At 56.7% G+C, this 23,825-nt stretch carries 20 protein-coding genes, 2 tRNA genes and 1 pseudogene; 15 read left to right on the top strand and 8 right to left on the bottom strand.

What is annotated here, in order from left to right; genetic code table 11:
- Positions 1-31 precede the first annotated feature (31 nt).
- Positions 32-214, bottom strand: coding sequence for a hypothetical protein (locus E9954_RS14435; protein ID WP_136079850.1), 183 nt, complete (start codon positions 212-214; stop codon positions 32-34).
- Positions 215-679: 465 nt separating this feature from the next.
- Here E9954_RS14435 and mnmA point away from each other — a divergent pair, with 465 nt between their 5' ends.
- A complete protein-coding gene (mnmA, locus tag E9954_RS14430) occupies positions 680-1,759 on the top strand; it encodes a tRNA 2-thiouridine(34) synthase MnmA (protein WP_136079849.1) in 1,080 nt (359 codons plus the stop codon).
- A gap of 21 nt (positions 1,760-1,780) precedes the next feature.
- Here mnmA and tadA read toward each other — a convergent pair whose 3' ends face one another.
- The 3 genes from tadA to E9954_RS14415 all read right to left on the bottom strand — a co-directional run bounded on the left by tadA (position 1,781) and on the right by E9954_RS14415 (position 4,588).
- A complete protein-coding gene (tadA, locus tag E9954_RS14425; RefSeq protein ID WP_136079848.1) occupies positions 1,781-2,293 on the bottom strand; it encodes a tRNA adenosine(34) deaminase TadA in 513 nt (170 codons plus the stop codon).
- 61 nt (positions 2,294-2,354) lie between these two features.
- A complete protein-coding gene (locus E9954_RS14420) occupies positions 2,355-3,233 on the bottom strand; it encodes a diacylglycerol/lipid kinase family protein (RefSeq protein WP_168442269.1) in 879 nt (292 codons plus the stop codon).
- A gap of 131 nt (positions 3,234-3,364) precedes the next feature.
- Entirely contained in the window at positions 3,365-4,588 is a 1,224-nt protein-coding gene (locus tag E9954_RS14415) for a DDE-type integrase/transposase/recombinase (RefSeq protein WP_136077388.1), read from the bottom strand.
- Between the two features lie 180 nt (positions 4,589-4,768).
- Between E9954_RS14415 and E9954_RS14410 the strand changes: the two genes are divergently transcribed.
- Genes E9954_RS14410 through E9954_RS14395 form a run of 4 tightly spaced genes read left to right on the top strand, consistent with a single transcriptional unit; the run spans position 4,769 to position 9,915 of the window.
- Entirely contained in the window at positions 4,769-6,436 is a 1,668-nt protein-coding gene (locus E9954_RS14410) for a TolC family protein (RefSeq protein WP_168442268.1), read from the top strand.
- Entirely contained in the window at positions 6,396-7,937 is a 1,542-nt protein-coding gene (locus E9954_RS14405) for an efflux RND transporter periplasmic adaptor subunit (RefSeq protein WP_168442267.1), read from the top strand. The genes E9954_RS14410 and E9954_RS14405 overlap by 41 nt, the downstream gene beginning before the upstream one ends.
- A complete protein-coding gene (locus tag E9954_RS14400) occupies positions 7,934-8,635 on the top strand; it encodes an ABC transporter ATP-binding protein (protein WP_136079844.1) in 702 nt (233 codons plus the stop codon). The genes E9954_RS14405 and E9954_RS14400 overlap by 4 nt, the downstream gene beginning before the upstream one ends.
- The gene (locus tag E9954_RS14395) at positions 8,632-9,915 is read left to right on the top strand and encodes an ABC transporter permease (protein ID WP_136079843.1); all 1,284 of its coding nucleotides are present in this window, start codon (positions 8,632-8,634) and stop codon (positions 9,913-9,915) included. The genes E9954_RS14400 and E9954_RS14395 overlap by 4 nt, the downstream gene beginning before the upstream one ends.
- Positions 9,916-9,921: 6 nt before the next feature.
- Here E9954_RS14395 and E9954_RS14390 read toward each other — a convergent pair whose 3' ends face one another.
- Positions 9,922-10,875, bottom strand: coding sequence for a transposase (locus tag E9954_RS14390; RefSeq protein ID WP_168442266.1), 954 nt, complete (start codon positions 10,873-10,875; stop codon positions 9,922-9,924).
- Between the two features lie 164 nt (positions 10,876-11,039).
- On the opposite strand from E9954_RS14390, the gene E9954_RS14385 reads away from it, so the two are divergent.
- The 4 genes from E9954_RS14385 to fmt all read left to right on the top strand — a co-directional run bounded on the left by E9954_RS14385 (position 11,040) and on the right by fmt (position 15,204).
- Positions 11,040-11,954 carry an AIR synthase related protein gene (locus E9954_RS14385; protein WP_136079841.1) on the top strand — a complete coding sequence of 305 codons (915 nt, stop codon included), beginning with the start codon at positions 11,040-11,042 and terminating at the stop codon, positions 11,952-11,954.
- The gene (locus E9954_RS14380; RefSeq protein ID WP_168442264.1) at positions 11,947-12,372 is read left to right on the top strand and encodes a pyridoxamine 5'-phosphate oxidase family protein; all 426 of its coding nucleotides are present in this window, start codon (positions 11,947-11,949) and stop codon (positions 12,370-12,372) included. The genes E9954_RS14385 and E9954_RS14380 overlap by 8 nt, the downstream gene beginning before the upstream one ends.
- Positions 12,373-12,490: 118 nt before the next feature.
- On the top strand, positions 12,491-14,263 hold the full coding sequence (locus E9954_RS14375) for an ArnT family glycosyltransferase (RefSeq protein ID WP_136079839.1): 1,773 nt from the start codon (positions 12,491-12,493) through the stop codon (positions 14,261-14,263).
- Positions 14,264-14,283: 20 nt separating this feature from the next.
- Positions 14,284-15,204, top strand: a complete 921-nt coding sequence (gene fmt, locus E9954_RS14370) for a methionyl-tRNA formyltransferase (RefSeq protein ID WP_136079838.1) — start codon at positions 14,284-14,286, stop codon at positions 15,202-15,204.
- Between the two features lie 265 nt (positions 15,205-15,469).
- Here the strand turns inward: fmt and hisG are convergent, their stop codons facing one another.
- Positions 15,470-16,342 carry an ATP phosphoribosyltransferase gene (gene hisG, locus E9954_RS14360; RefSeq protein ID WP_136079837.1) on the bottom strand — a complete coding sequence of 291 codons (873 nt, stop codon included), beginning with the start codon at positions 16,340-16,342 and terminating at the stop codon, positions 15,470-15,472.
- A 161-nt stretch (positions 16,343-16,503) separates the two neighbouring features.
- On the opposite strand from hisG, the gene E9954_RS14355 reads away from it, so the two are divergent.
- A tRNA-Arg gene (locus E9954_RS14355) sits at positions 16,504-16,580 on the top strand.
- Positions 16,581-16,603: 23 nt separating this feature from the next.
- On the opposite strand, the gene E9954_RS14350 is transcribed toward E9954_RS14355, so the two are convergent.
- Entirely contained in the window at positions 16,604-17,440 is an 837-nt protein-coding gene (locus E9954_RS14350) for a hypothetical protein (RefSeq protein WP_136079836.1), read from the bottom strand.
- A 416-nt stretch (positions 17,441-17,856) separates the two neighbouring features.
- On the opposite strand from E9954_RS14350, the gene E9954_RS14345 reads away from it, so the two are divergent.
- The 3 genes from E9954_RS14345 (at position 17,857) to E9954_RS14335 (ending at position 20,025) form a co-directional block, all read left to right on the top strand.
- Positions 17,857-17,933 (top strand) — tRNA-Val (locus tag E9954_RS14345).
- A 62-nt stretch (positions 17,934-17,995) separates the two neighbouring features.
- Positions 17,996-18,337, top strand: a complete 342-nt coding sequence (locus E9954_RS14340) for a zinc ribbon domain-containing protein YjdM (RefSeq protein WP_136079835.1) — start codon at positions 17,996-17,998, stop codon at positions 18,335-18,337.
- 140 nt (positions 18,338-18,477) lie between these two features.
- Positions 18,478-20,025, top strand: a complete 1,548-nt coding sequence (locus tag E9954_RS14335) for a sulfatase (RefSeq protein WP_136079834.1) — start codon at positions 18,478-18,480, stop codon at positions 20,023-20,025.
- Between the two features lie 288 nt (positions 20,026-20,313).
- Here the strand turns inward: E9954_RS14335 and E9954_RS14330 are convergent, their stop codons facing one another.
- On the bottom strand, positions 20,314-21,186 hold the full coding sequence (locus E9954_RS14330; protein ID WP_136079833.1) for an AraC family transcriptional regulator: 873 nt from the start codon (positions 21,184-21,186) through the stop codon (positions 20,314-20,316).
- A gap of 227 nt (positions 21,187-21,413) precedes the next feature.
- On the opposite strand from E9954_RS14330, the gene E9954_RS14325 reads away from it, so the two are divergent.
- Together E9954_RS14325 and E9954_RS33675 are read left to right on the top strand one after the other, a co-directional pair.
- Positions 21,414-22,433: an aldo/keto reductase gene (locus E9954_RS14325; protein ID WP_136080245.1), complete on the top strand. Its 1,020-nt coding sequence runs from the start codon at positions 21,414-21,416 to the stop codon at positions 22,431-22,433.
- Between the two features lie 86 nt (positions 22,434-22,519).
- Positions 22,520-23,035 (top strand): annotated as a pseudogene (locus E9954_RS33675) (MFS transporter); the annotation flags it as partial.
- Positions 23,036-23,825 lie beyond the last annotated feature (790 nt).

Here is a 23,825-nt window from a genome sequence, read left to right as displayed (position 1 = left end):
GTCAGCCTTATTAATAACTAACAAGGAAAATCTATTTTCTTTCCTGCAGCGTCAGTTTCTTGCCGGAGGAAAGCCATTCGGTCAGGATTACCTTGCAGTATTTGCTGGTGGAAAGATGCATGGAGCACGCGCGCTTTTCCAGTTCATCTGCCATTTCCTTGGACATGTTAATACCGATGGTCTTTGTGTTTTTTCCAATAGGATTTGTAGCCATGTAATATACCTCGTTGTTTGTTAAAGAATGGTTAGTAGTAATATGTACTAGCTCGGCAGTCTAGTAAAAAATACTAAAAATTCATGAAGGATTCGCTTTACCCCGGGCTTTCTCTTTGAAAGTCTGTTCGGCCTGGTCGGTGAAAGAGCGAGTAAAGGTGGGGGGTTCCATGTGGTGGATCTTTGGGAAAAGGAAAAAAGAGCAAGCTCCGGAATATACGAGTATATGGAAAGAGGACTTTTCCGACTGTGTCACATCGGATTATCTTCCCCAGTATTCGGTGTGTCTTTGCGGGAACAACCGGAGTTGCCGCCACCTGGCCATGTATGCGGGCATGGAGCTGTGTAGCAACCCGAACCACAAATCCTATATTCCTGAGGGATCCGAGCCGTTCGATCCGCACAAAAGGCAATTTAACACCTAGCCGGTCTTGCCTTGCCCGCGGAGCATGTCTATGTTCCGCGCATGTCCGAACAAGACCAAAACAGTACAAAAGGTCGTGTGGCCATCGGCATGAGCGGGGGAACCGACAGCTCCGCCGCCGCCGCCATGCTTGTTGACCAGGGGTATGAGGTGATCGGCCTGACCGCCCATATGTGGAAGGATGGCTCCCGTTGCTGTTCGCTCGAGGATGTCGAGCGTGCGCGCCGGGTGTGCGCTTATCTCGACATTCGCCACTATGTCGTCAACGCCCAGGAAATCTTCACCGATAAAATCGTGGATCCCTTTGTCGAGGCCTATGCATCCGGGCGAACGCCTTCGCCCTGCATCTACTGCAACTCGTTTGTGAAGTTTGGCTTTTTGATGGATCGGGCACTCCAGCTGAATTGCGACCATCTCGCCACCGGGCATTATGCCTGTGTCCGGAAGAAGGACGACGGGATGTTTCATTTGCTGGCCGCGCAGGATTCCAACAAGGATCAATCCTACTTCCTGCATCGCCTCAGCCAGAAGCAGCTCGCATTCCTTCTCTTCCCGTTGGCCGACCTGCCGAAACCGGAGGTGAAGGCTTATTCCGAGGAGCGCGGCCTGCCGATCGTGCCGCGCGGCGAAAGCCAGGATCTATGTTTTGTGGAGGAGGGAAAACTTCCCGATTTTGTCGAACAGCGCGATCCATCGGTTATGCGGCGCGGCGAAATCCACGACCAATACGGAAACGTTGTCGGGCATCATGACGGGTTGCACCGCTTTACCGTGGGGCAACGCGGCAAGCTGGGCATTGCCCTGGGTGAACGCATGTACGTTAAGCGGCTCGACAAGGAAAACAACGTGGTCGAGGTGGCCCCGCGCCCCGGCGTCATGAAGTCCGAATGCACGCTGGCCGATATCCACTGGATTTCCGGGAAGGCTCCCGAGGGCGACTTGCACTGCGAGGTTCGTCCGCGCTACCGCTCCAACGGGGCCGTCGCGACCGTCAAAGTGGGCAATGGAAAGGGCTCGGTGGTCTTCGGCGAACCGCAGTTTGCGCTGACCCCGGGCCAGGCCGCCGTTTTTTACCGGGATGGCGAGGTTTTGGGTGGCGGTTGGATCGACGAAGTCCCATAGAACGTATCCGTCGCCGTTTCTTTAGCCGGTTTCTTCCCCGTCCAGTTTTCGCTGTTGCCGTTGCTCCTTCGTTCGTAGGCGCAGGTCTTGGAAAAAACCCTGCATGACGGCTTTGCAGTCGGCCTCCATCAGGCCGGCCTCGGTTTCAACGGCGTGGTTGAGGTCGGCCTCGTTGAGAATGTTGAACTTGGAGACGGCGCCGCCCCGGATGGGGTCGGTCATGCCCCAGACCACCTTTTTCATGCGGGAGAGCACCAGTGCACCGGCGCACATCGGGCAGGGTTCCTTCGTCACATACATGACCGCGCCGTTGAGCCGCCAGTTGCCGACGGCCTGGGTGGCCTGGGTGATGGCGAGCACTTCGGCGTGCGCGGTCGGATCCTTCAGGGTTTCGGTTTGGTTGTGCGCCTTGCCGATGACCTCGCCGTCCAGGACGATGACCGCCCCGCAAGGCACCTCGCCCTCGGCGGCGGCCTGTTCGGCTTCGCGCAAGGCCATGCGCATAAAGAGGGTGTCTTCTGAAAAGTTGTCCATGGGGGATAATTCGTACTGCGTATTGCGCATGCCTGTCAATGCGCGACCTTTCCGCAGGGTTTTAGTTGGGGATGATGACGTTGAGGGCGCTGGGAAGCACTTCGATGTGAACTTCGGTTTCGGCCTGCAGGAGTTCGCCGTCGACCTGGATGGGCGAGGGGGTTTCGCGCCGCACGGTCATTTTCTTGAAATGCCGGTTGGTGACGAGCGGATGGTGGTGGAATGTTTTTTCGATGAAGCGGTGCACTTGCGTGAGCACCAGCGGCACATCCTTTTTTTCGATGGCGACGAGTTCGAGGTTCCCGCTATCGGCCTGCGCATCGGGGGCCACGAGGAAGTCGCTGCCGAACTGCGAGAGGTTGGCCACCGTGAAGATGAGCGGGTGCTTGAGTTCCAGGAGTTCGCCGTCGAGATCGACGTGGAAGGGTTGCGCCCGGTATTCGAGCAGCTGCTGTGCGCCGGCCAGCACGTAGGGCACCAGGCCGCGGAAGGGGTATTTCTCGAACGATTCAACCAGGGCCGCGTCCCAGGCCATGCTGCAGGTCACGAAAAAAAGGCGGTTGTTCACTTTGCCGACGTCGATCGGGGCGGTATGGCCGTGGAGCAGCGCCTCTGCGGCGGCGACGGGCTGCAGGGGAATCTTGAAATGCCGCGCGAAACCGTTGCCGCTACCGGCGGGGATGACGCCGAGGCTGACGTTGGTGCCGACCAATTCGCAGCCGATGGTGTTCACCATGCCATCGCCTCCGACCACCAGCACGGTATCGATGCCGTACTCGATCGCGCGGCGCACCTTGGCGGCGCCGTCGGCGGCGGATTGGCTGAATTGGTAGAAGACGTCGTGCTCGTCGTTGTCCCACGCATTTTGTACGGCGGTAATGTAGCGGTAGGGGCCGCCGACGCCGGATTTGGGGTTTATGAGTACGAGCACCTGCTTCATGGGATCATCCGTTTTCCATTCTTCGGAAGGGTTTGTAGCACACGGGTTGCGGCTTGTGAACCTTGGGCTTGCGCGTTGCCTCAAAAATAAATGACACCGTAGAGGTGCGGATGAGGAGTCGTTTGACTGCATTAATGGGTACCCTCTAATTCGGGGGTTGTCAAGGTGGGGAGGCAGTCGGGGAACCCGGGTTCCCCGACTGCGGCGGACTCGCCGGTTTTCTTCATTTTTTCGATCTTGCGACGTCGGCGCTGGATGCGATTGCCCAGCTCGAAAGGGTCGAGCGTTTCGTATTCGCGTTGCAGAGCAGCCTCCTGTTGTTCGCCAAGGATGCCGCTGACCTTCAGGCGGTCAAAGGGCGTGGCGGGGGCATCGTATTTCTTTTTGTACCGGCTTTTGACGCGAACCTTGCTTTTTAGCTTGAACGAGGGTTTGAAGAAGTTGTTGAGCCGTTCCCAGTCGCGGTAGAGTGCGTTGAGCTCTCTGATCATGGCCGGGTTGTCGAGCCGGTCGTAGCCGAGCAACTCGCGCACGTGCGTCCAGTTCTTTTGTTCGACATGGGCGTTGTCGTTCTTGTGGTACGGTCTGCTGCGTGTAAAACAGACGGGCTGTTTGCGTTGCAGGAAGTAGCGCGTGAGATGGTGGTTGAGGAACTCGCTGCCGTTGTCGCAGTCGAAGCCCAGGATGGCGAAGGGCAGCTTGTTTTCCACGTCGTGGGTTTGGTGCATCACGCCTTCAGCGCCTTTGTTCCAGACCGCGCGGGTTACCGTCCAGGTGCTTATGATGTCCGTATAGGTGATCGACCAGATGAAGTCCCCGCTCATCGATCCGCCACAGTGGGCTACTGTGTCGGCTTCGAGATAGCCGGGCCGGTCGATGTCCTCGGTGGAGGTGCGGATTGGGATCTGATTCTTGAGCAGCGAGCCGGGCTTGGTACCGGTATTGCGCCTTCGCTGGTACTGCGCTTTGAAGGGTTTGAGCACCCGGTCGATGCTTGCCGGGCTGATTCTCAGTAGCTTTTCACGGCATTCGGTCGATAGCGGTTCGTAATGTTTTTCATAGTGCTTCAGCCAATGTGGCATAGCAGGCTTGAGGCGCTTCCCGCACAGTTGTCCAGAACGAAGCCACAGAGTTTTGAGGGTCTTGCGCAATTCAGCAGAGTCGTACTCGCCTTTGCGGCCGCGTTTGCCCCTGGAGGGCGTAAACGAGTCGTTGAGCAGCTTGGTGGCATGCTTGCGATCATAGCCGCATACCGCGCATACTTCATCGAGCAACCGGGTCTTGTAGGCCTTTTCCGCGCGCCTATAGCGGCGTTTTTGTACCGCGATGTATTCCATTCTGGTTTCGCAACTCATCTCTTTCATCCTCCCTGTATACAGGGTGTGATTTTTTGTGAGTCAACGAATCCTTTCCGCCCGCATCCTATCGGATGCTTCGGTGTCATTTAATTTGAGGCAACTCGCTTGAATTGAATTTGCTCAATATTCATTGAACGTCTGTCCGCGTTTCCATAGATTCGTCGTCTTATGCTTGTTATGGGAGAAAGAAGATCGGGAGTTGTGAACGCCGCGGTGTTGCTGGGGGTGGTTTCGCTGGTGGCTTCGTGCACGAAAATCGGGAACTATGCCGAGAAACGGGCCGACAAGGCCGCCTACGGAAACATTGCCGGTGCGCAGCATGCTGGATTGGGCGGTGCCGATCCGTTTACCATCGGCACCAACGATGCGGGGCTGGTTCGCCAGTTGCTGGCCATGGATCGGACGCAGGAGGAGGCGGAGGTGCTTTCGTTGGCGGACACGTTGGCCGTGGCCATGGCCAACAGCCGTTCCTACCAAACGCGCAAGGAAAGCCTTTTCATCCAGGCATTGGGATTGACCGAAATCCAAAAGGACTTCAACTGGGACTTCAGCGCCTCGGCCAGCGCCGGGACTTCGTACACCACCAAGAACGATGGAACCGCCGAGAGTTTTGGCGACAACGGGGTGAACGCCCAGGTCAAGGCCGGGGTGACGCGTACGCTGGCTTCGGGCGCCAAGGTTAGCCTGGGCTTTACCCAGAACCTGCTTAAATACTACACCAACCCGGATATGTCGGATGGAAACAATGCGCTTTCCTTGAATATCGTGCAGCCGTTGCTCAATGGATTCGGCCCGCTGGTGACCAAGGAACCGCTGCGGCAGGCCGAACGCGACATGGTCTATGCCGTCCGCGAGTTCAAGCGTTACCAGCAGGATTTCGTGATCGATGTGGCTTCGCAATACTATTCCACCCTGCGGACGCGCGACCAGTTGATCAACCAGCGCAAAAACTATGAAAGCTCCGTGGCCAACCGCGAGCAGACCGAGTCGTATGCCAAGGCCGGGCGCATCGCCGATTTCCAGGCGGCCCAGGCTCTGCAGAGCGAGCTTGATGCCGCCGACAGGTGGTCGCTCTCGAAGGCAAGCTATGAAGAGGCGCTCGACGATTTCCGCTACACCTTGGGCCTGCCGGTCGATCTCAATATCATTCCGGACACCAACGAATTGGTGCGCCTCGAGTTGCAGGGCTTGGTGGAGATCGATATCGAGTTCGAGGAGTCGATGCGGTCGGCCCTCTCGAACCGTCTTGATTTGGTCAACAAGCGCGAGCAGGTGGAGGACCAGGAGCGCAAGCTGGAGATCCAGCGCCGTAATTTCCTCCCGGATCTGGATGTCTCCTACGATGTGGAGAAGCAGTTCGACAGCGCGGGGAAGGATGGGCCGCACGGTGGAACCGATGTTTCGCAAAACCTAGGTGTGCAGCTTGGCCTGCCGTTCGACTGGACGGAGAAGCGGAATAAATACCGCGTTGCCCAGATCGGTCTCGACCGGGAAATCCGTGGGCTGGAAGAGGACGAATCGGACGTGGAACGCGATGTGCGCGACCTGTGGCGCAAGCTGGAGCGCAACCGTTCCGTCTACAAGAACCGGCTTCTGAGTGTGCAGCTTTCAACGCGGCGGGTTGAAAACACCCAGTTGCTGCTCAAGCAGGGCAAGGCGCTGACGCGCGACCTGCTGGATGCGGAGGATGACCTGCTGAACTCGAAGAACGCCGCCACGATTGCGCTGGTGGACTACACCATCAACCGGTTGCGTTTCTGGAATGCGATCGAACGTTTTGAAATCGACCCAAAGGGAATGTGGTATGAACAGTCAAACGACGAAGAAACCATGGCAACGCCGTAAGCTCCAGATCGGGATTGGCATCGCCATGGCCGTGGTGGTTGCGCTTGTCCTCAAACCGGGCAAGGACGCCGACCGTGTCGATATGGATAGCGCCCACCTCTGCCGTGTGCAACGGGGCGACCTGGTGGTGAGCATCCTTCAGTCGGGCGAATTGAGGGCCAAGAGCAGTCGGGATATCCTCAACGAGGCCTATCGCGATGCCAAGATTATCGAAGTGGTTGAGGATGGCAGTTCCGTGACGAACGGCCAGCTGCTGTTTGAACTCGAGTCGAACGAGCTGATGGATCGTTATCTGGACCAGCAGTCCGATGTTGCCGAAGCCGAGGCGAGCCTGAAGTTGGCGCAGGAAAACCTCGAGATTGCCCGCCTTAAAAGCGCAACCGATGTGGAAAGTGCCAAGCTGAAGGTCGAACTCGCGGAGCTGGATCTGAAAAAATACAACGAAGTCGAATATACCCAGATGAAGGACAAGGCAGAATCGGATATCATGCTGGCCAAGGCGGAATATGAAAAAGCGCGAAGCGAACTCGAAGGCACGCAGGAGCTTTACGACAAGGGATATTCGAACAAGAACGACCTGGAATCCGACCGGCTCGGCGTGCAGCGCAAGGAGGTTGAGGTCCGGAACAAAACCGCCGACCTGAAGATCTTGAAGGAATACACCCACACCAAGCGGCAGAAGGAGCTGGATAACGCGGTGGTGAATGCGAAAGATGCGCTGCGGCGGCTTGAAAAGACCATCTTATCGGATATCGAAAGCAAGGAAGCTGCGATCCTTTCGAAAAAAACCCGGCTGGAAATCGAGCGGAACCAGCTCGTTACCCGCGAGGAACAGTTCGCCAATACCAAATCCTATGCCGATTTCAGCGGACAGGTGTTCTACCCCAAGCCCAACCGCTATGGGAGCATGGCGAAAATTGAAAAGGGCGCCACGATCCAGTACCGCCAGGCCATCCTATCGTTCCCGGATCTGAGCGCATGGGATCTGAAAGTCGGGATCCCCGAGGCGATGATCGATAAAGTGACCCTCGGGCAGGAGGCGGTTGCAACATTGGATGCGGTGCCGGGATTGATTCTTCGTGGGCGCGTGGAAAAAATCAGCGCCGTTCCGGATTCGCAAAACTGGTACAGCTCGGGCGTGAAAACCTATACCATCATGGTTGATGTTGCCTCGGACGCGGATGGCCAGCTAAAGCCGGGCATGTCGGCAACCGTCGAAATTGTGACGGATCAATTGCGGGATGTGCTTTATGTCCCGATCCAGTCGGTGGTTTCGAGCGAAGGGAAACACTTTGTCTATACGGTAAAGCGCGGACGCAAGGAGCTGCGCGAGGTCGGCATTGGGAAATACAACACGCAGTCCATCGAAATTGTTCACGGGGTGGAGGAGGGCGAAGAGCTGTTGCTCTATGCCGAGGTGGAACTCGAAGCCGATTCCAAATTGAAAAAGAGTCCGCTTGCCGAGGAATCCAAGGAAGAGGAAACCAAGGTTCAGGAATGAGCGTCCCGATCGTCGAGCTGAGAGATGCCGTTAAGGAATATGTGAACGGCTCTTTGCGGGTGACTGCCCTGCGCGGGATCAACCTGCGGATCGATCCCGGCGAATATGCCGTGATCATGGGGGCGTCGGGATCGGGCAAATCGACCCTGCTCAACCTGCTCGGGTGTCTCGATCATCTTTCCGGCGGCGACTATCTGCTGGGCGGGGAAAGCGTGGCGAACAAGACGGACGACCAGCTTTCGGAAATCCGTTCCCTGCGGATCGGTTTCATCTTCCAGTCCTACAACCTGATCCCGCAGCTCAACGTACTCGAGAACATCGAGGTGCCTTTGTTCTACCAAGGCGTTCCGGAGTCGGAGGCTCGGGTGAAGGCCGAAGCCCTTGCCGAGCGTATGGGGCTTTCAGACCGGTTGAAGCACAAGCCCATGGAGCTTTCGGGGGGGCAACAGCAGCGCGTCGCCATTGCCCGTTCCCTGGTGTGCGATCCTCTCCTAATGCTGGCCGACGAACCCACCGGCAATCTCGATTCCAAGACCGGCGCTGAAATTCTTGAGCTGATCGACGAGCTGCACGCCGAGGGCAAGACGATCGTGATGGTTACCCACGATGACGATATTGCGCATCGCGCCCAACGCGTGGTTCGCTTCCTGGATGGCAAAATCCTTTCCAACGATTGGAACGGGGCGCCGAAACCATGAAATCGATGCGCATAGAGCGGATGATCAAGCTGGCGGTCAAGAACCTCGGCCAGTATAAGCTGCGCGCCGGCTTGACGATGCTGGGCATCATTTTCGGCGTCTGTTCCGTGGTGGCCATGCTCAGCGTGGGCGAAGGCGCCAACCGTGAAATACAGGAAAAAATCCAGCGCATGGGCAGCCAGAACATTCTGCTTCAAAGCATCAAGGTCCCCTCGGAGGATAAAGGGGGCGGGGGGCGGCGAACGATGGTTGCCTCCTATGGCCTGACCTACAAGGATGCCTCGGATTTGTCGCGCTTTGTGCCCAACCTGGTGTCGAGTACGCCGATGAAACGGTTGCGCTACGATGTTCGCTTCAAGGCGCGGAAGCTGCAGACCGATGTGGTTGCAACCACTCCATGGTATCTGCGCGTCCAGAATTACCGCATGGTGCGAGGTCGGTTTCTCTCCAGCTCCGATATGGAATTCGGAACTCCGGTCTGTGTGATCGGAACCCGGCTCGCACGACTGCTTTTTGCCGGTTACGACCCCATTGGCCAAACGCTTTCCATCGATAACGATGCCTACACGGTGGTCGGAATCGTCGGCGATATTGCCCAGGGCGAATTGCCATCCGGGGGCGAACTCTGGCTCGATGGCGAAAACCAAAACGTCTACATTCCGTTGCGTACCTATCTCCAGAAGCGCGGCGACCTTTTCATGCAATGGGCAGACGGCGGCGGCACCTTCGAGAAGATTGAACTGCACGAGTTGATTCTGACGATCGACGAGCAGGAAAATGTGGTGCGCGCAGTCGATGCCGTACGACGGTTGCTCAAGAAAAACCATAAGAAGGAAGACTACAGTGTTGTGGTTCCACTTGAACTCATCCGCCAGGCGCGCGAAACGCGCCGGCTGTTCAATATCGTGCTGGGATCCATTGCCGCCATATCACTCATTGTCGGCGGCATTGGCATCATGAACATCATGCTGGCGACCGTCAGTGAACGTACCCGCGAGATCGGCATCCGGCGAGCGCTGGGAGCGCGCCGCCGCGATATCGTCCTCCAGTTCCTCATGGAGACGTTGATCCTCTCGATCTCAGGCGGGGTGATCGGGTTGGTTTTTGGTGCCATCATTCCTCTGGCCATAACGGCCGTGACCAATGTGAAAACAGTTCTGACCTTCCCCGCATTTGCCGTTGCCTTCTCGGTCTCTGTTGCCGTTTCGGTGGTGTTCGGCATCTATCCCGCACGCCGTGCCGCCATGATGGACCCGATCGACGCGCTTCGCCACGAATAGGCGGGGTCAGCCCGGAGCGGTTATGGCATTGAGCCGAAGGTTCCGGAGGCTGCACAGTCCTTGCCAGCAGTTTCCGGGGAGTTTCCGTGCCCCGGTTTTCCGACGTTCCCCGAATAGATCGCGATGCCTTTCGAAAACGTCTTCAACAAACAAGCGGCTCCCAACGGCCACTCCATCGGAAAAGTATCGGATTCTACATCGAAGTACTTCCTGGAGGCATAGCTCCCCTCCTTCTTCAATCACCTGCTGAACCTTAGCTTTGTTGAATCCTGGCTTTGATTCCGATTCCTCTCCGCGCATAAACAGCAATTTCCGATAGCTTGAACCAGCCGTGCGCCACGAGAGCCCTTGCCCGTGCATATCGAGCAGTTTCATCAAACCGGCACGGCCTTCATTGTTTCCCGCAACCGATTCTGCATAACCACAATAGCGGTAGTCGCGCGGATCATCAACCAAACCGGCCCGTACCGGATTAAGGTCGATGTATGCGGCCATCGTAAGTAGGGTGGACTCCGAGCTTTCCACCAGGACGCTCTTGAACCGCTCTTCCCAAAGCGTGCCTCGACGGGCATTGCGCCGGTTGTACCACTTTGTGAAGCGTTCCTTCAGCTCCTTGCTGAAAGCCGATAGGTTTCCCATTCGGGATAAGTATTGGTTCCGCAGTTTGTTTAGCCATGCCTGATTTCCGGTTTGTTCCGAATAGGCTCTGGCTTCATTGAACTCCGCCAAAATTTCAAGCGCCCGGCGAGGTGGGTAGAACTGCATGATCCGGTTTTTCAGCTCATCGTCATCAATGTGTTCCGCATGGGGGATCTCCACCAGAAGGTGGAAGTGGTTCGACATGATGCAATAGGTCAAGATCCTAATGCCCATGAAATGCTCGAGTTTGCGCATGCTGTATCTGAAGAATTCCTTTTCTTTGTCGCCGAAGACAAAGTCTCCATTAACAACACGAGACATCACGTGATAATGGTTGATCTGTCGTTCTCCCAATATGCGAGGTTTTCTCATCACGAAAAATAAGAGCACCCAGTCATTGCCTTGTCAATAAATTATGTGCCTGTCACCTTATATGATTTCATCAAAAAGATTGTGTGCGAGATCTATTTGGCTACTCTTTGTGAATGACTGCGATTGGGGCAATGGGAGAACATGAGGTTATTCGTCGTTTGGTTTCCATGCTTGGAGATGATGCCGGATTGCTGGTTGGTGCGGGGGATGATTGTGCGGTTTGTTGCATGCCCGGAGTCGGAATGGACCAGGTGTTTACGACCGATCCTGTTGTTGAGGGGGTGCATTTCCTGCATGGGGAAATCCCAGAGCGCATTGGCAATAAAGCGGTTGGGCGTGTGCTGAGCGACATTGCGGCCATGGGGGCCCGGCCGCAGTGGTTGTTGGTTAATGTGGTCGCAGCCCCCGGCACAGAAATGGAGTATCTTGAGGGCATCTATGTTGGTATGAGTGCACTTTGCAGCCGGTTCGGCGCAACCATTATTGGTGGCGACCTGTCCAAGGGAGCCCAGCTTGAACTCCATCTTTTCGGAACGGGTCTTTTGCCATCGGGTAGTGCGTTGTTGCGTTCCGGGGCCAAAGCCGGCGATTCAGTTTGCGTTACCGGTGTCCTCGGCGGAAGTTCGGCCGGAAAGCATCTGGATTTTATTCCGCGGGTGGAGGAGGGCATTTTCCTGCGCGAGACCGGGCTGGTGAACGCCATGATGGATGTCAGCGATGGGTTGGCGACCGATCTTCGCCATATCCTTGCCCAAAGCAAGGTCGGCGCAGACTTGGATGCGGAGGCAATCCCTGTGGTAGATGGACTGAATGCAGCACTTTACGATGGTGAGGATTTTGAGTTGTTGTTGACGACCTCTGATCCTGGATCGTTGCAGGCCCAGTGGAAGGATCGCTTTGGCTCAGGGTTGCCACTGATTGGGAAGATCACCGAAGAGGGTGGGGTCTTGCGGTTGGATGGGGAGGTCGTGGAGTCGAAGGCATATGAGCATTTTTCAAATCATAACCAAGGAGAGCGAAATGAGTGAGCTGAAGAGCAGGATTACCAAAGGCCTAAGGCCCCTGCAGCTGGCTAGTCTAGCGAGCATCACGACCGATGGTCTCCCGTGGACGCGCTACGTGATGATCGGGGGCGACGAAGAACTCGTTTTGCGTTGCGCCACTCATCTGGGAGCTCGGAAGGCGGAGCAGATTAGGCAGAATCCGGAAGTCCATTTGACCTGCGGTGTGCTGAGCCCGTTGGATATGAGACCCTATTTCCAGGTTCAGGGTAAAGCGGAGATTGTGACAGATGCCGCCACGAAGGATGCATTCTGGAACCCTTCGCTGGAGTCCATTTTCAACGGCGCGGATGATCCCAACTATGGAGTGGTGGTCATCAGGCCCTATCGGATCGAATTATGGACACCGCCGGAAATGCAGCCGGAAGTGCTCGAAATGGGATGAAAATAGTTCAGGTTTTTCCTAAGGGTTTTTCCAATGGCCGGAACTTGTATTCCGGTCATTTTCATGAATACTAGTCCGTTCGTTTTGAAAAGAAGAATCACCAATTTCTGGAGCACCAATGGCGGATAATAGGTCGTTTGAGTCGACACTTCACGATATCGTTTACAGTATCGATACGGGCACCGGCCTGAAAATCATCCGGGTGACCCTCTATGTTCTTCTCCTGCTTGTGATTGTGATGGTCTATACGGCCACGCAGTTCCGTGGGTTGAAGACGGAGGAGGCCATGGACTATGCTCAGCTTGGGCGCAATATGTCGATCCAGGGTGGCATGGTTACCAAGGCGGTAAGACCGTTGACCATGTGGAAGGTGCAGCAGCGGACCGCGGGTGAAAATCCCCTGATTGCCGGGCATCCCGATATGTACCATGCCCCGGCGTATCCCGCATTGTTGGCTGTGGGCTTCAAAATGTTCGATTTCATCGGGGTGGATCCCTTCGCCATGCCGGAAGGCGGACGCGGTGTGGCCATGGATGCCGAGCGCTGGGTGATTCTGCCCTTGAACCATTTGTTTGCCATTCTCACAGGCTGGATCGTGTTTTCCCTGGGCAAGCGCCTGTTTTCGCGTGAAATCGGTTTTATGGGCATGACGATTTATTATTTGAGCGATCTGGTCTGGCAGGACTCGATTTCGGGATTGAACCTATCCATGGCCATCTTCTTCATTGCGGCCTCCTTTCATGCCTTGGTGGTCTCGATGTTGAACAAGCGTGACGGCGATCCCAAGCTGTACTGGATTACCCCGTTCATCGTATCGATCTTCTGTGCCGCGATTGCTTTTCTGACGCGATATATTGCATTGGCTGCGGTGCCGGGGCTGTGCCTTTTTGCTTGGCTGATGTGCGGGCGCTTCCGCGGAGGAACCCGCTTCGTCGTGGTTTTCCTCTTGCTCTACACCATGTTGATCACGCCTTGGCTGGTACGGAATGTCAAAGTAAGTGGAAATCCCGCCGGGATGGTGGGCTATACGGCATTGGCCGATTCCCCGCGCTTTCCGGATAACAGCCTCGATCGCGAATACCATCCCGACATTGCTCCCAGCAGCATGGTTACTGCGTTGAAGCAAAAGTGGATCCTGAACTATTCAGGGAAACACGATTCCGTCATCCCGGCCCTCGGCGGCGGCATCCTGATGGCCATGTTCATTGTGACGTTCTTCTATCACTTCGTCCGGCCCCAGGTGAATTATTTGAGGTGGGGCCTGGGGATATCGCTCTTGCTCATGGTGGTACTGGCCGGTTTCTTTTCGGAGTCCTCCATCCATATGATCCATGCGTTCTGGCCTTTCATCATTCTGTACGGGTTGGCCTTCTTCTACATCCTCATTGATCGTCTCGACCTCGGGGTGCGCATCTACAACCTTGGCTTGAAATGCCTTATCGTTGTGTTGGCAATCATTCCGTTCGGCCTCACGCTCATGCCTCCGCACGAAAACCACCCCTATCCGCCATACCACGCACCGATCATTGCCCGCGTTGGTGAAATGCTTAATGAACGCGAAGTCATGTGCACCGACATGCCCTGGGCAACCGCGTGGTACGGCAACCGCGTCTCCATCCTGCTTCCCAAGGATCTCGATCAATTCTACGAAATCAACGACTATAAGCAATACATCAGCGGCATGTACTTCACGACCATCACGAAGAACAAGCCGTTCGTGAAGCAACTGCTCGATGGTCCGGAAAAGAGCTGGCTGCCTGTCATGAGCGGTCGACCCCCGCCTGACTTCCCGCTCAAGGAAGGGGTTGCGCTCAACCGGCAAGACCAGATATTCCTGAGCGACCGCGATCGCTGGTCGGGTCAGAGCGCGGCTACGCCGGCTGCGGAATAAAGAACACGGAGGCGATTCGCATGCGTATCGTATTCATGGGGTCGGCCGAGCTGGCCGTGCCTTCCCTGCGCGCCATTTTGCAGGGAGGGATGGACGATGTTGTGGGGGTGGTCTCGCAGCCCGACCGGCCGGCCGGGCGCAAGCGCATGCCAACGCCGTCTCCGCTCAAGGCCTTTGCCGAGCAGGAGGGGCTGAACGTCATGGTTCCCGAAAAGATCGGCGATCCCGATGCCGTGGCCGCCTTGGCCGCGCTGGAACCCGATCTCCTGGTGGTGGTTGCCTACGGCCAATACATTCCGCAACGGGTGATCGAACTAGCCCGGTATGAAGCAATCAACGTTCATCCATCGCTATTGCCGAAATACAGGGGGGCGGCACCTATTCAGTGGGCGATTCTGAACGGCGACGCGCAAACGGGCGTCAGCATCATCTATCTCGCAAAAAAAATGGATGCCGGAGATATTCTTCGCCAGGAAACCTTTCCGCTCGGGGTCAACGAAACCTCCGCTACCCTGCACGACAAGCTTTCCTTGCTTGGTTCGGAATTGTTGCTCGAGGCCATCGATGATATCCGCAACGATACGGTCGCCCGGACGGTTCAGGATGAAGCGCAGGCGGTGGAGATCCGCAAGCTTGCCAAGGAAGACGGGGCGATCGATTGGGCGCAGTCTGCGGAAGCCATCCGGAACCGCATCCGTGCATTCGATCCGTGGCCGGGGAGTTTCTGCAAGCTACCGAACGGGGAGGCCCTCAAGGTTTGGAAGGCCGAGCTTGAAGATGGGCGGGGCGATCCCGGCGAATTGCTGGACGATCAGCTGCTTGTGGCGACGGGCGAGGGAGGGCTGCGCATTATCGAGGTTCAGCCTCTCGGGAAGAAGCGAATGCCGTCGGCCGCTTTCCTGAATGGATCCCCCCTTGCTGCAGGGTCGCGACTCGCATAGCCGTGGTTGCGCAATGCGCACGATGCAAAAAAAAACAATCCTTGGAAATCGCATCCTCTACGGATTTCCAAGGATTGAAAAACAAAGCAAGGCCGGGTGGAAACCCAGCCTTGAAATGGATCAGGCAATCAGTGCCTATTTCTTTTTGTGACGATCCGCGCGACGACGCTTGCGACGTTTGTGGTTCGACATTTTGGTCTTACGCCATTTTTTGATGGTACCCATGTTTTCTCCTGATTGTGTCTTAAAAGGGCAAGTACAATAGTTATGCCACTACTTTATTCAAGCTAATTTCAATAATTCCTTCAGCGCCCGCACCCTTGAGGTCCGGGATGATTTCGCGTACAACCGACTCGTCAACCACGGTTTCGATCGCATACCAACCTTCGTCGGTGAGCGAGTTGACCGTCGGGGAATGCAGGGCAGGCAGCAATGCTTTAACGGTCTCGAGGTTTTTTTCGTTCACATTCAGCTTCAGCAAGACCTTGTCGTCGGCATCCAGTGCAGCCTTCAGCAGCAGGGCAATCTTTTTGAGTTTCTGCTGCTTCCACTCATCCGCCCAAGCGTCCTTGGAGCAGAAAAACTGGGTGTAGGATTCCATCAGCGTTTCAACAATCTTCAGGTTGTTGGCGCGCAGGGAGCTACCGGTTTCGGTGATGTCGACGATCGCGTCGACGAAATCCGGGACCTTTACTTCTGTTGCGCCCCAGGAAAACTCGACTTCGGCCTTCACGCCGTTCTTTTCGAGCCAGCGTTCGACGATGCCAACGCCTTCGGTGGCAATTTTTTTACCTTCAAGGTCTTTTACGGAAGCGATTTCGGAATCGTTCGGAACGGCCAGAACCCAGCGGATGGGGCTCTTGCTCTGCTTGGAGTAGACCATGTCGCAGAGGTTGACCACGTCGGAACCGTTGGCTTCAACCCAGTCGAGGCCGGCAATTCCGGCGTCGAGCATACCATGCTCAACATAGCGGCTCATTTCCTGAGCCCGCAGAATGCGGATTTCAATCTCGTCGTCGTCGATCGACGGAAAATAGGAGCGCGATCCGCCCTTGATGCTGAATCCAGCCTTCTTGAACAGGGCGTACGTCGATTCCTGCAAGCTGCCCTTCGGCAATCCAATAACCAGTTTCTTCATAAATCCTTTTCCTTTGTTGGTTTGGGAAAGCGGGGAATATAGAGGAACAATCACGGGCGTCCAACCCCAGATTGCAAAAAAGTTCCCGCGAACGCATGGCCGTCCGAATCCGCTTGTTCGGTTCCTGGAAAACCTCTATTTCTATAGGCATTTACACCACAGCACCCGTGGCGCAATTGGATAGCGCATCTGACTTCGAATCAGAGGGTTGCAGGTTCGAATCCTGCCGGGTGCGCCAGTTTTCCCTGTTGTTGGGGGAGCTTAGAACCTGCGTCCCTGGGCATTTCCGCGCATGCGTTGCTGTTTGGGCATGGGCGGATTTTCCAGGTAGAGGGCGAACCACTCTTCGCCTAGCCCGGCGTTGGAAAACTTTTTCACGTTATGGTTCGAAAGCTGTTCCCAGTTCCGGGCAAAGGCTTCGTTCCCGGTGCTTTCCATCGCCTTGTTCAGCAGTTGCCGGGCCTCTTCCGTTTTGCCTTCTTTCATATAGACCCAGGTCATGACGCCATAAAGCAGCGTGGCCCGGCTTCCCCGGAACCATTTCAGGCGGCGATTGAAGGTTTTCTCCACGCCTTCGCTATCCTCGTTTTTAAACTGCCGCGCCATTTTCATGGCCACCTGCATAGGCTCCATCATCAGGGGGCCGGTGAACAGTCCCCCCGAAGCAATGAGTTTGTCGACTTCGTCAAACTCCTTGAGTTGGTAGAGGAACTGCAGGCGCATGGTGGCGATTTGCCGGTCCATGAGCAGGTTCCACTTCTTGAAGGTCTCGAATCGGTCGATGAATTCGAGGGATTTCTTCGAAATCTCTTTCTGGTCGCTCTCGATCTGGCGCTGGATGAGTTTGATGTTGCCTCCGGGCTTGCTTTGGAATTGCTGGACTTTGCGGTTGATTCGCTTTTGTCCATCCAGGACAAGTTCCTCGAGCTCCTTCTTCACCGCCTCCGTCCTTTTCCGGACAAAATAGCCAATGATGAAATGCGGGGCGAAGAAGCCGGCAATGCCTGCGGCAATCGTCCCCCCCGTGCTTACATTTGTGGTGATGCAGGCGATAATGCATGTGACAGAAAACGCCACCGATATGAGCAGTGCGAGCATGGTCTGCTTTCCTTGTATTTAAATTTAAGTTCCCGTTAGGCAGGCTAGGCGCCTGAACGATTCATAGTAAAAGGCGGGAATTTACAATGCTCGGAGGCAAATGTCACCCGTTGAGATGGAATCGTTTGTCCGGCAGGATACGACAGGCACCGTAATCTCGCGGTTTTGGATGATTGGATGGGAGGAATATTGGAATTCAGGAGGAAACTGCGATGCGAAGGTAGATGGGTTAAACCATCCAGGTGACATGGCGTTTTTTTCGATGCAGCTGTTGCAGTCATCCAGCAATCCAAACATCCACCAATCCATTCGCAATCGGTAGGATTGCGAGCCGGAAACGACTTTGCAGTTTTTTTTGCATCGCCCCTTGACTCGGAAAATGGAATGGGTACTATGTGCGCTCCTTTCAGGAAAATGGGCGTTTAGCTCAGTTGGCTAGAGCACCTCGTTTACACCGAGGGGGTCGGCGGTTCGAGACCGTCAACGCCCACCATTTTCAAGGGCTGGAGCTTCGGTTCCAGCCTTTTTTTTGTGCCCAGTGAACGGAGAAGAAAGATGAGTGATTTTCCACAATGCCCGAAATGTGGTTCCGAATATGCCTATGAAGACCAGGGAATGATGGTTTGCCCGGACTGTGGGCATGAGTGGGGGCCGGGTGGCGAGCCGGCCGAAAGCCCGGACGGACTGCGCGTTCTTGATGCGAATGGAAACCTGTTGGCGGATGGCGATGCGGTTACCGTTGTGAAAGGGCTGAAGGTCAAGGGGGCTTTCTCCGACTTGAAGGTGGGCACCAAGGTCAAAAACATCCGCTTGGTCGAGGGCGACCACAACATCGACTGCAAAATCCCCGGCTTCGGCGCCATGCGGTTGAAATCGGAATTCGTAAAGAAGGCCTGACAAGTCGGCGGCAAATCCTCTTTGCGGCCCTTGTTGGTTCCCGTATACATGTCCCGATGATTTTTCGGCGGATGGCATGGCGGAGCAGAGGCTGGAAGAGCTTTTTGCCGACGGAGCCGGCAAGTAAAGGGAGCAGGATCATGAAGCATTGGGTGGTGTTGGCACTATGTGCCGCGTTGGGAACGGCGGTTGCCGGAAAGCGGAACTTTGTATTCTTTCTGGTCGATGATCTCGGGTGCCGGGATCTCGGATACGAGGGGAGCACCTTCCACGAAACACCCAACATCGATGCGTTGGCGGCCTCCGGCATGCGTTTCGACCAAGGCTATGCCGCCTGCCAGGTTTGCAGCCCGTCGCGCGCCAGCATCCTGCTCGGCAAGGCCACGCCCCGCCACGGCATTACCCAATGGATCGGTTCCGCCCATGGCATGAAATGGAACCGCAACGATCCGGTCATGCCGGTGGAATATGTCCACAACCTACCGCACGAAGACACCACCATCGCGGAAGCCCTGCGCGCCGCAGGCTATTCCACCTTCTTTGCCGGAAAATGGCACCTCGGTTCCAAGGGGTCTTGGCCGGAAGACCACGGCTTCCAGATCAACATAGGCGGATTCGATGCCGGTTCCCCCAAGGGGGGCTATTTTTCACCCTATAAAAACCCGAACATGGAAGACGGCCCCAACGGCGAGTTGCTGACCCTGCGCCTGGCCGAGGAAACCGCCTCGTTCATCGAACAGAGCAAGGGAAAGCCCTTCATGGCCTACCTCTCGTTCTATACCGTCCATGGCCCCATCCAAACCACCGAGGAACTCTGCACCAAATACCGCGACAAGGCCAAGGAGATGGGGCTGGCCGACAACGACACCCGCTTCAAATTCGACCGACGCCTGCCCGTGCGCCAGGTGCAGGACAACCCGATCTACGCCGGCATGGTGGAATCGCTCGATACCGCCGTCGGCATCGTAATGGACAAGCTCAGGGAAACCGGGCTCGACAAAAACACGGTCGTCATCTTCACCGGCGACAACGGGGGCGTTTCCTCCGGCGATGCCTATTCGACCAGCCTGCTTCCATTCCGCGGCGGCAAGGGCCGCCAGTGGGAAGGCGGCATCCGCGAGCCCTACATCATCCATGTTCCCGGCATGACCCCACCCGGTTCATCCACGCAGGTGCCGGCCATTGGGATGGACTTTTATCCCACCATGCTCGAACTCGCCGGTCTCGATCCCATGCCGAAGCAGCACGTCGATGGCGTTAGCCTGGTGCCCGTGCTCAAGGGCGGGGGCATCAAGGAGCGCGACCTGTTCTGGCACTACCCGCACTATGGAAACCAGGGGGGTGAACCCTCGTCGATCATCCGATCCAAGGATTGGAAGCTCATCTACTACCACGAAGACGGACGCAGCGAGCTCTATAACCTTGCCCTGGACATCGGTGAGCAGCACGAGATTTCCTCCCTGCATCCTGAAAAAGTGGATGAGCTAGGCAAGCGGCTGAACGAATGGCTGGCCGAAACCGGCGCCACCTTCCCCGCGCGCGACCCGCGGTTCTCGCAGAAAGCGTTCGATGCAAAGATTGCCAAGGCGCGTGACGACCGGATGCCCAAGCTGGAAAAGCAACACGCCAACTTCCTCGACAAGTCCAAAAAACCCAGCCCCGACTGGTGGGGCAGCACGAAGGATTAGCGGCGCAGGTGTGGTGCCGCAAGGGTGCTTCGCGGGCAGGGGACAGATGGTGGTGCCGCTGAATTGAAGCGGATGCATCATTTCTGAACATGCGCTAGATGACAGGCGATTATCATACTTGCATAAGTGTGATATGTCATAATGCTCATATATAGAAGGCGGAACCGGAATACCCTACTTGCATAAGTATGATGTTTTCCGTCGTGCGGACTTTGCCAGATCCGGACTTTGCCGTGGCGCTGTGCTTCGCTCCGGGTTTCTCCGGGGCAAGACGTGCGCCCTGCCTCTCTACCCTTCGCGGCGGGCGGTTTGCGTGAAGGTTTCGGGCGGGATGCCATAGACGCGTTTGAAGACGCGCGAAAAGTGGTAGGGATCGGCAAAGCCGACTTCTTCGCCGACCTGCTTGATCAGCAGGTCGCCGGCACTCAGCAGATCGGCGGCCTTGCTCATTTTTAAACGGGTGAGCAATTGCAGCGGCGATTCCTCGGCAAAGCGTTTGAACAGGCGCGAGAGGTAGGCCTGGTCAACAAAGCACGCGGCGGCGGCGGTTCCGATGTTGGGCAGCTCAAGAACGTTGCGTTCGATGTATTGCCGGCAACGCAGGTAGGTTTGCCAGGCGGGCGAGAACGCGGCCGCAGGTTCCATGGCATAGTCGTCGGCCTGCAGGATGAGCTGCCGCAGCAGCAGGGCGCATAGGGCGGCGCGGTTCCGGCTTTCGGTGTTTCCGGTGGTGATCAGGTTTTCAAAGATGCTTCGGATGCGGAACGGGCGCGAAACAAACAGCGGCTCGCCTTTGCTGAAATCGGTACTCTTCATGAGTTTAACGAGCTCGCTTCCGGAAAAATCCACGAAGTGTTTCAGCATCGGATTTTCCGGATCGGTTTCAATGACATGTTTCGTTCGCGGGCCGTAGCAATAGATGGCGCCGGGGCGCAAGGGATAGGTTTTACCGTTCATGGTCAGCCTGCCGCGCCCGGAGGAGACAAACTCAATCGAGAAATAGCGAAAGCTGTTCCGTTCTATCCGGTAGCTGGGCGAGCATTGCTCGCGTCCACCGCAAACCACGACCTCCTTTGCACTCTTCTCGGGGGTCAAATTTAGATAGTAGTATTCCCCGGATGTGACCTGGGTGGAAATGAAGGGGGCTTCGTTTTTCAGCATATTTTACCGGTTGCGGGTTGTTGTGTTCGGAACGTGGTTTTTTTGATGGGCCGTGTAAAGTCAAAAATGTCCATCATATGGTCAAGTTGGTGCATTGGCGCAGTGGGGACGAGCCGCTAGCTTATGCACTTCATGACTGCGCAGGGGATGCCGCGCGCCGTTTTTGGAAAACAAGTTAACCAACCAAGGAGAGCATCATGTCAGAAGAATTGAAAACCACGTTCGTCATGGCGGAAGATGGCGTTGACCCGAACATCGTTCCGAAGAAAAAGCTGAACAATGGCGAAGCCATGCCGGCCATTGGCATGGGCACGTTCGGTTCCGACCGTTTCACCAACGTCCAGATCGCCAACGCGGTGGTCGGCGCGGCCGAATTCGGCCAGCGCGCATTCGACTGCGCTTCGGTCTATGGCAACGAAAAGGAGATCGGTGTTGCCCTGAAAGTCATCCAGGATGGCGGCGTTCCGCGCGAAGAGCTCTACATCACCTCCAAGGTCTGGAACGACATGCACGGCGAAGGCGAAGTGATCAAGTCCTGCAAGCAATCGCTCGAAGACCTGCAGCTCGACTACCTCGACCTCTATCTCGTCCATTGGCCCTTCCCGAACTTCCACGCCAAAGGCTGCTCGGTGGATTCCCGCAGCCCCGACGCCAAACCCTACATCCATGAAAACTTCATGAAAACCTGGGCGCAGATGGAACAGCTCGTCGAAATGGGCCTCGTCAAGACCATCGGCACTTCCAACATGACCCAGGCCAAGATGGAGCTGCTGCTGCGCGACTGCAAGATCAAGCCGGCCGTCACCGAAATGGAGCTGCACCCGCACTTCCAGCAGCAGGCGCTGTTTGATTATTACGTGTCCAAGGAGATCCAACCCATCGGCTTCTGCCCGATTGGCTCCCCGACCCGGCCCGACCGCGACAAAACCGAAACCGACACCGTCGATATCGAAGATCCGGTGGTTAAGAAGATTGCGGAACGTCTCGGTGTGCACCCGGCGGTGGTCTGCATCAAGTGGGCAGTCCAGCGGGGCCAGATTCCAATTCCGTTCTCCGTCTTCGAACCGGAATACCGCTCCAACCTCAAATGCGCGTTGCCGGACTATATGGCCATCTCCAGCGAAGAAATGACCGAACTCGCCGCAATCGATAAGAATTGCCGCTTGATCAAGGGTCAGGTATTCCTATGGAAAGATGGACAGACCTGGGAAGACCTTTGGGACGAAGACGACATCATCGCCGACTAGTTCCAACGGTTGGAAAAAGGGAACCCGGCGGGGTGCCGGGTTCCTCTCGTTGATCGCAGGTCTGTTTTTAAACCTAAGGAGAAGAGATGGATAATTCAGGGAAGAAAACACCGGTGGTTCCGCCGGAACTGCTGTTGACGTTTGTTTTGGTAACGATCCTGTTCCCGCTGTGGGGGTTCGCCAACGACATCACGAACCCGATGGTGGCGGCGTTCAAGAACATCCTGCTGCTCTCCAACTTCGAGAGCTCGCTGGTGCAGGCGGCGTTCTACGGCGGCTATGCGCTCATGGCGATCCCGGCGGCGCTGTTCATCAAGAAGTTTTCCTATAAGAAGGGCGTGGTGCTCGGCCTGGCGCTCTACTCGTTCGCCTGCCTGATGTTCATTCCCAGCGGCCTGGCGATGTCGTACCCGCTGTTCCTGCTCTCCTACCTGATCATGACCAGCGGCCTCTCCTTCCTGGAAACCACCGCCAACCCCTACATCCTTTCGATGGGCGACGAAGCCACCGCCACGCGCCGGCTCAACCTCGCCCAGGCGTTCAACCCGATGGGCTCGATCGTCGGCATGTTCGTGGCCAGCATGTTCATCCTCGCCAGCCTCGACGGCACCAGCGAGACCGCCCGCCGCCAGATGGAGACGCTGGCCAAGGAAGGCACGCCCGTCCACCTGCAGGAACTTGCCGGACAGATCGGCACCGCCGACGCCCTGGCCGCGGTGGTCGCCACCGCCGACTGGCAGGACAGCAAGAAGCTCTACAAGAAGGCCGGGGAACTCTCGGCGTCGTTGAAAGACGGCACCTTCCTGCTCGACAACGCCAACGCCGCGCAGGCCGACGAGGTCGCCGCCGCCCTCGCCGCCCAGCCCAAGGGCAACAAGTTCAAGGCCGCCGCCGATGCCGTGGCCGTCGTGCTGCAGATCAAGGGCAAGCCCCAGCCGACCCCGGCCGAAGCCCAGCGCAACGATCTATTCGTCGGCGACCGCGGGCTGGAGCTGACGCTCGCGCTGAACCGGGAGCAGCCGCTGCTGGCCCAGGCCGGCGAGTGGGAAAACATCGACCAGCACTTCGCCGAGGCCGTTGCGCCCGCCGCCGGGCTCGCCGCCATGTTCGGCCCCGCCGCCACGGTGGACGCCGCCAAGGCCACCGCCCTCGTCGCCCAGGTCCGCCAGGAGCTCGCCGCCGCCCAGGGTGCGCTCGAAGGCATCCCGACCGACGGGCTCAAGGACTATTTCGCCGCCGCCGGCACCGGCCTCTCCACCATCCAGAAGGCCGACCTCGGCATCGTCTCCACGCCGTATGCGCTGATGGGCGGCTTCCTGATCCTCGTCGTGGCGCTCTTCGCCTGGAAGCTTCCGGCCAAGACCCAGGGCGAGCACCAGGACGACCAGGGCG

Source organism: Pontiella desulfatans, assembly GCF_900890425.1.
In the GTDB taxonomy this organism is placed as follows: Bacteria; Verrucomicrobiota; Kiritimatiellia; order Kiritimatiellales; family Pontiellaceae; genus Pontiella; species Pontiella desulfatans.
The sequence above is the reverse complement of the archived record's forward strand: the minus strand, read 5'-3'. Positions and strand labels throughout refer to the sequence as shown.